The organism is Streptococcus sp. CF4-3 (genome assembly GCF_024295385.1).
In the GTDB taxonomy this organism is placed as follows: domain Bacteria; phylum Bacillota; class Bacilli; order Lactobacillales; family Streptococcaceae; genus Streptococcus; species Streptococcus infantis_I.
On sequence record NZ_JANCPN010000015.1, the window covers coordinates 1 to 7,075 of the forward strand.

3 protein-coding genes are annotated in these 7,075 nt (G+C 38.2%); 2 read left to right on the forward strand and 1 reads right to left on the reverse strand.

All coding sequences use genetic code 11. The features are described 5' to 3' along the window. Nucleotides 1-210, forward strand: a 210-nt coding sequence (locus NML75_RS08685; RefSeq protein ID WP_254804380.1) for an LPXTG cell wall anchor domain-containing protein, incomplete at its 5' end; no start/stop codon positions are given. Nucleotides 211-357: 147 nt separating this feature from the next. On the opposite strand, the gene NML75_RS08695 is transcribed toward NML75_RS08685, so the two are convergent. Next, nucleotides 358-4,455 carry a glycoside hydrolase family 66 protein gene (locus NML75_RS08695; protein ID WP_302851167.1) on the reverse strand — a complete coding sequence of 1,366 codons (4,098 nt, stop codon included), beginning with the start codon at nucleotides 4,453-4,455 and terminating at the stop codon, nucleotides 358-360. A gap of 251 nt (nucleotides 4,456-4,706) precedes the next feature. On the opposite strand from NML75_RS08695, the gene NML75_RS08700 reads away from it, so the two are divergent. After that, nucleotides 4,707-7,075 (forward strand): GbpC/Spa domain-containing protein (locus NML75_RS08700; protein WP_254804381.1); only part of this gene is annotated, 2,369 nt, incomplete at its 3' end.

The following is a 7,075-nucleotide window of genomic DNA, read 5'->3' on the forward strand; positions in this document are numbered from 1 at the left end:
CCAACGCCGCCAACGCCGCCAACACCGCCAACACCGCCAACACCACCAACGCCGCCAACGCCGGTAGCACCACCAACTCCGGAAAAACCTAAAGGTCGTGAGTTGCCAAATACTGGTGAGCAATCTAAAGTTGGATTAGTGGCTCTAGGTGCAGCACTTGGTCTAGTAGGTCTTGGTTTAATTGCAAAACCAAAAAGACGTGAAGACTAAGATTGAGATAAGATCAATATTTTGGTATTGAAATAGCAATTTTAGCTCTAAAATGAAGAGGCTTTGCTCGTAAGAGCAAGGCCTCTTTGTTATTTTCTTAAAAAAACCCCGAGGACTTATTCCTTGGGTTTTTAAAATTATAGTAGTTTAATCTTGTTTCTTTTTATAACCGACAAGACCTGCAAATCCAGTGAGAAAAGCAAATCCAAGATATGCTAATTGGGAATTTTGCTCTCCTGTTGCAGGTAGCTGACTACCAGGTTTAATCAAAGTTCTTTCTGATTGTATTGACTCTTTTTGGCGTTCAGAACCTTGAACTTGAACTTGAGTTTGAGGTTGAACTTGAGTTTGAGTTTGAGTTTGAGGTTTAGGCTGAGGTTGAGGTTTAGGCTGAGGTTGAGGTTTAGGCTGAGTTTGAGGTTTAGGCTGAGGTTTAGGCTGAGGTTGAGGTTGAGGTTGAGGTTGAGGTTTAGGCTGAGGTTGAGGTTGAGGTTGAGGTTGAGGTTGAGGTTGAGGTTGAGGCTGAGGTTGAGGTTTAGGCTGAGGTTGAGGTTGAGGTTGAGGTTGAGGTTGAGGTTGAGGTTGAGGTTGAGGAGTTGGTAATTCTTTGACTTTGTATTCAAAAATCAGATCTGTAGTTCCTACTCCGACTTGGCCTGATTGTTGTGCACTGCTAATACGTTCGTATGTTTGACCATTATAAGAAATTTCGTCCGGTGCAACAGCAATGTAGGCAGAACCGTTATCTGCATTTGAAGCAATAACGATAGCTGGTTGCAATTCAGTTGTGGTGTTTTGAAGGACAAATCGTGCTATTACATTTCCTAAAGCAAGTTTGTAGTCATAAATTACTGTTTTATTTCCCTTAGATACTGTTCCTGAAACATCAGCAGAACCCTCACGATGACCAACTAAATTATAGACTAGACCGTCTTTTGTAATTACTTTTGGTGCATCTGTAGTATAGTTCGTACCAAAGTCTGCGTTTTCAGAAACTGTTTGAGAGTCTTGTAATTCGGTATCACTGCCTATAATGAGGAATTGTACCGTCACTGATCCTTGAGAAATTGTATAAGTAATTGATGTATCATTAGTAGCAGAAGTTGCAGTTGGAAGAAGGTATCCCTTTGTTTCATCAAGTGGATCTACAAAGGTTAAGATTTTTCCAGTTGCATCTTTTGGTTCTAACCCTTCAATATATGGTAGAGTTGCAGTTGGCGCTGAAATAGCAGTTGGATTAGAAGGATCATTTAAATATGCAATCTCTTTAATAGCATTTGATGGTTCTTTTCCTGATGCATAACTAATTGTATAAACACCGACTGGTCGGTAGACAACAATATCAGAAATGTCATCAGATTCAGCTAGGATTCCAGTATGACCTCCAGATTTATTAAGATCAGGAGAGATTGTTGCATTTGATTCTTTAGATACGACAACATATCCATTTTTGACTGGATTTTCATAATCTGCGAAGGTAGTACCGTCTTTAGACACCCAATCTTCAAGTGTTGTTTCTCCAGTTACCAAATTGATAGTTCCTTTTCGGCTAAAGTTTAAACTATCTGTTTTTGAAACGATGTCAGCTTCTTGACGATTGTTACCATTCTTATCTTCAGTAACATAGGTGATAGTACGAGTTACTTTTTCTGATAAATGATTGAGATCACTAATAGATTTTCCATTTGGAGCTTTAGGAGTTGGATAGATGCTACCATCGATATCTCCTGGAACAACTTGGCCAACTTGAATTGGTTGTGTTTCAGAAAAATCTACAATTTTTGGTGTAAAGCGAACGATGAATTCCTGTACGCCATCACCATTAATGTTTGAAGCATCTCGGTCAAATTTTGCTGGTCCATTTTTATCAAATTCGTTCTCAACTAGTTTATAACCTTGTTTCAGGTATTTAGCAATCGTATTTTTTGTTGAGTAGTCAATCTTTTCATCAGTATGTCCAACAAAGTCGCTTGAACGTTCCAGTTCTTTACCAGTTTCATCTTGATAAAGAACACGGGCAACTTCATTAAGTTTGACATAGAGCATATCCCATACATCTAGGTTAGGAACATCAATTGCAGCCATCCATTGACCGGCCCCGCTGTCATAATATACATTGGCAGTAGTTTCACGAAGTTGAATATTATATTTTCCTTCTACAGCATCTGGTGTAGCCCAATAGATATTCGCATGTTCGGCCTGATCTTTTGAAATTCTACCGAGTGGTACAAAAGCTTGGATGTTAGTCAGTTTCGTAGTGGAATTAACAGCACTATTCCATTTGTTTTCAGTAATTCCAACTAAATTAATCAAATGAGCAATTCGGTCACCAGTTTTAGTTTCTTTTGTGATGGTATAAACGGTACCAGGTTGAACACCATCTGAATTATCAAGATTAGAACCGATAAAGTTACCATCAACAAGAACATTTGTATTGTCTCCAATACGGCGAGTATCATGTGCTAAAGTTTCGCGTCCACGAAGGAGTTCTTGGTAGGCAACGATAAATTCTTGGTAGTTGAATTCTGCATTAGCAAAATCAGCATTGACTGGTAAGTTTTGATTGAGGTACCATTCAGCCTGAATAACACCAAAACCTTTTTCATCTTGAGATGTATTGAGAGCAGCAGTGGTCATATGATAACCACCACTTGCTGCAATAATTGCATCTGTTAGCAATTCATTGTCTTTGCTGAGTTTTGCTGCATTTTTTTCACGGTGAGTATAAGCAGCGATAATTGGAGATTTTCCGTTGTATAAATCTCGCATACGCTCAGTCAAACGTGTTAAGGCTTGATAGGTAGAATCATAGGCGATGCTATCTCCCCAAACTTCCGCGTATGGTGCAGAGACATTTGTTTTTCCTAATCGATCAGCATCTCCAGTAGAGATATCGTTGATCATGAAGTCATAGCCTTCTTTTTTGAGGGCCTTTGTTGCAGCTGCGGCTAGTTTTGGATAGTTTTCACTTAAAGAGAAAGCTTTTCCAGGTTCGTTAACTTTTTCAACCAAGTTAGTCCCCATAGTGTCCCCTTGCCAACCATCGAAGCCGCCTTCTTTCATGGCTTTTAACATCACATTGATGATAAAGTTTTGCCAGTTTGGATCTCCTGGATCTAGAAATTGTTGGATGTCAGTCGCTGTAACATCACCAGTCTTTCCAAAGTTGAAGTGATCTTGCAAGTTGCGTACGATCGCACTTTTTACTTGGTCTGGGATTTTTTCGTCAAGAGACACAGCGTAAATCATATTATAAAGCATAGCTTTAGCACCAGTTGAATGAACATGAGAAACCAACTCTTTTACAGCTTCTGTGTCAATAACCGGTAAGTATGTTTTACGTTTTTCGGGATCTGTTTCATCTTTCGGAATCAAGAAAGTAGCCCAATCTTGAGTGAATCGTTCAACATTAGCCGGGAATGGATTAGCAGGAGTATTGTAAACGTCGTAGAAGAAGTAGTTATTGATGTGCATATTGGCCAATTGGTCAATACTATTTTTATATCCTTCCACTTGCTCTTTAGTGATCGAATTGTGATTGTCTTTTGAACCTGCTACAACACCATAACGTGGATATACAGTCCAATCATCTTCGACTGATAGCCCAGCTACTTTGTGAAATTCTTGTTTTCCATCAACATTCTTTCCAATAATGTCAATGAGATAACCAGAATTTGGAGAGAAAACAGAGTTTGGAATGACAAGTGAATTTCCTGGAGCATTTTTCAACTCATAAATAACTTTGTCTAAATGAGACACTGTCAAATCAGACGAAGTTACGTCAGGATTATTGATTGAGATGCTAACATCCTCGCCACTTTTATATGTGGCTTTGTTAAATGTTACATCGTTTTGGATTTTTGGTGTGTTATAAGTGCTTGTTGCCACTGAAGTACTACGAGTTGTTGGTTCAGTTGCACTTGCAGTTTGAGGCAAAGATGATGTCTCTTCACTTGAAGAAGTCTTTGGGGTTTCCTCACTAGTTGTTGTAGTAGGTTGCTCACTAGTGGTCTCCTCACTAGTTGTTGTAGTAGGTTGCTCACTAGTGGTCTCAGTACTAGTGGCTGGTTGACTTGATGTAGTAACATTTGTAGATAAAGTTGTAGTTGAAGCAACTTCATCTGCCATAGCAACAGAACTTAACATTAAAGAACCAAAGACCGTAATCATAGATACAAGTACTTTATTCCGCTTACGGAAATAGCCGTGACCTTTTTCTTGAGAAAAGTTATTTGAAGATTTCATTATATCCCCCAATCATTAAATTTTGTTAGTTGAAATTATACGACATATCATAGGAAAATGTCAACAAAAACGTAAATTTTTTGAAATCAAAATGAAAAACTCCTGAAAACAAAGTGAAAAAAGTTTAAAAAAAACATATAAAAATACTTGACTTTTTAAATTATTTTTGTTACGATTTTTCTGACTTCGAAGAACAAAAATTCTTTTTGCTTGAGAAGCATAAATAAAAAACATTTAAAAAGGAGTTTGTCATGTCATCGTTAAAGAATAATAAAACGATTAAGTATGCCTTGAGAAAAACCTCAGTTGCTTTTGGTTCTGTTGCGGTCGCAACAGTGATTGCTGCTGCAGGTATTGCGACTGTATCTGCCGATGAAACTTCATCAGCAACTACACCGGTTACTTCAATTACAACAGTAGCTGGAGAAGAAACAAAAGAAATTGCAGTTCCAGAGAAGTTGGAAGAAGCTAAAACTGCTGCCACAAATGAAGGTCTTGAAGTTAAAGAAACTGAGACTAAAAAGCAAGATTCAGAGGAGGCCGCTGCTAAAGATTACGAAAAACAAGTTACTGATATTAATAAAACTGTAGCTGATTATAAAGCTGAAGTAACAGCAAATCAAGAAGCTTTCGAAAAAGAAAAAGCTGAAGTTGATGCTAAAAATGCTGCTGCACAAGCAAACTACGATAAAGAGCTTGCGGCTTACAACGCAAAACTTACTGCTTACGAAAAAGAATTGACTGAAAAAACAGCAGAAAAAACAGCAGTAGAACAGAGTAATGAAGAAGCACGTGTTGCTTATGAAAAAGCTCTTGAAGAATATAACACAGCACTTGCAGCATACAATGCATCTGTAACAGCAAATCAAGAAGCTACTGAAAGTAATAAATTAGCTCAAGCAGGATATGAAGCTAAATTAGCTGACTACAAGACTAAAAAAGCTGCTTATGATGAAGCACAAGCTGCTTACTTGATTGAGCTCGAAATTTACAACAAGAAAAAAGCACAATACGATGATGCTAAAGATGCCTTCAATAAGATGGTTGCAGAGCGTGGTGGAAATCCTGAGAAATACAAACAAGATTTGACATTCCTCTCTGAAGAACTTGCTGATGGCGAAACAACTAAAATCACACACCAAACAACTGGATTAACAACTTACTTGACAAAAGAAGGTCAATCTCGTATGTACGGTGATGGTAAAGCTACTAAAATGTATGAAACAAAGAATCTACAAGATTCTGATTTGACAACTACAAACCCATATGCTAATAATGAAATTGAGTGGGGAGTTGTAAAAGTCGGAGATAAATTTGATGTGACATACACAGGACTTACTCAAGCTAAAATTGTAAAAGGTAGCGAAGAAAAACGTATTGCAAAAGTTGTTTATAAATACGATGTGAAGAGCCTTCCATCATCAGATGGAAAAGGAATCGTTCAAATTTATAACGATCCAGCGGTTACAATGACAATTGGTAGCTCAACTGATACTGAAAACCCAGTTACAGTTGGTGTTGACATTGAGTTTTATGATGAAAATGACCAATTGATTGATTTGTCACAACACAATGCAATCCTTGCCCTTAACTCACTTAACCACTGGAATGGTGCATCTTATGTTGAAAATGACAAACCTCGTCCTCTAGTTGTTGAAGCTAAAGATAGCAAAGGCAATACAGTTCGTGGAACTTGGGATCCATATTCAGATGGAAGTGAACCAAAACTTGATGGTGCAGACGTTGTTGTGAAAAGCGGTAAGGCTGACTTCGGTAGTGCAGAAGTTGATATCAATGCTGATAATCCTTTGAAAATTGTTGCTCAAAAAGCAACATGGGTTGATGATGCCTTCAAAGTAACTGGAGAAACAGCAGTTGATGCTACAACAGTGAACGCATCTGGTGGCGGAAATGGTCACTCAGTTGGTACTGAAGATTACACATTCGGTGATAAATCAGACGTTATCGGTTCTTACACTGTAGACGCTACATCTGGTGTTTTGAGATACACACCAAAAATGAAGCACCAAGATACTCCTCACGTTGAGTCTGTAAACATTGGTGACAAAGAGTTTATTAAACTTCCAAATTCAAGTGTAGACCAAGATTCATCGACAAAAGAAGTATCTGCTAAAGAACAAAACCAATACATGGATCAAGGTGCTACATTTAATGCAGACTCTTCAAGTGAAACTAAGGGTTGGGATGATCCTAAGAGCCCTTACCTTTACTATGGTGGTGCTGCTGTTATTTTGAAAGATGGTCATCTTGAATTTACAGCAAAAGGTGCTAACGCAACAGGCGAAGCAACTCTCTATTGGTTCTCTATCAACTCAAATGTTGGCTTCCCTCAAGATCCAGGTGAAGAGCCAGTTAAACCAACAGAACCAACACCTCCAGTTAAACCTGAAAAACCAGAATTGACAGAAGTACCAACTGTTAAAGAAAAACCAGTTCCACCGACAGAACCAGAATATAAAACTGTACCTGTCTTACCAAGTGAACCGGTTAAACCAGAAGCACCTGAGTTGGTGAAGGATCCTGTTAAGAAAGAAACAGAAAAACCAGTTGTTGAATGGAATAAAAATGTTGTGCTTATCAAGGAAAATGAAAAACCACA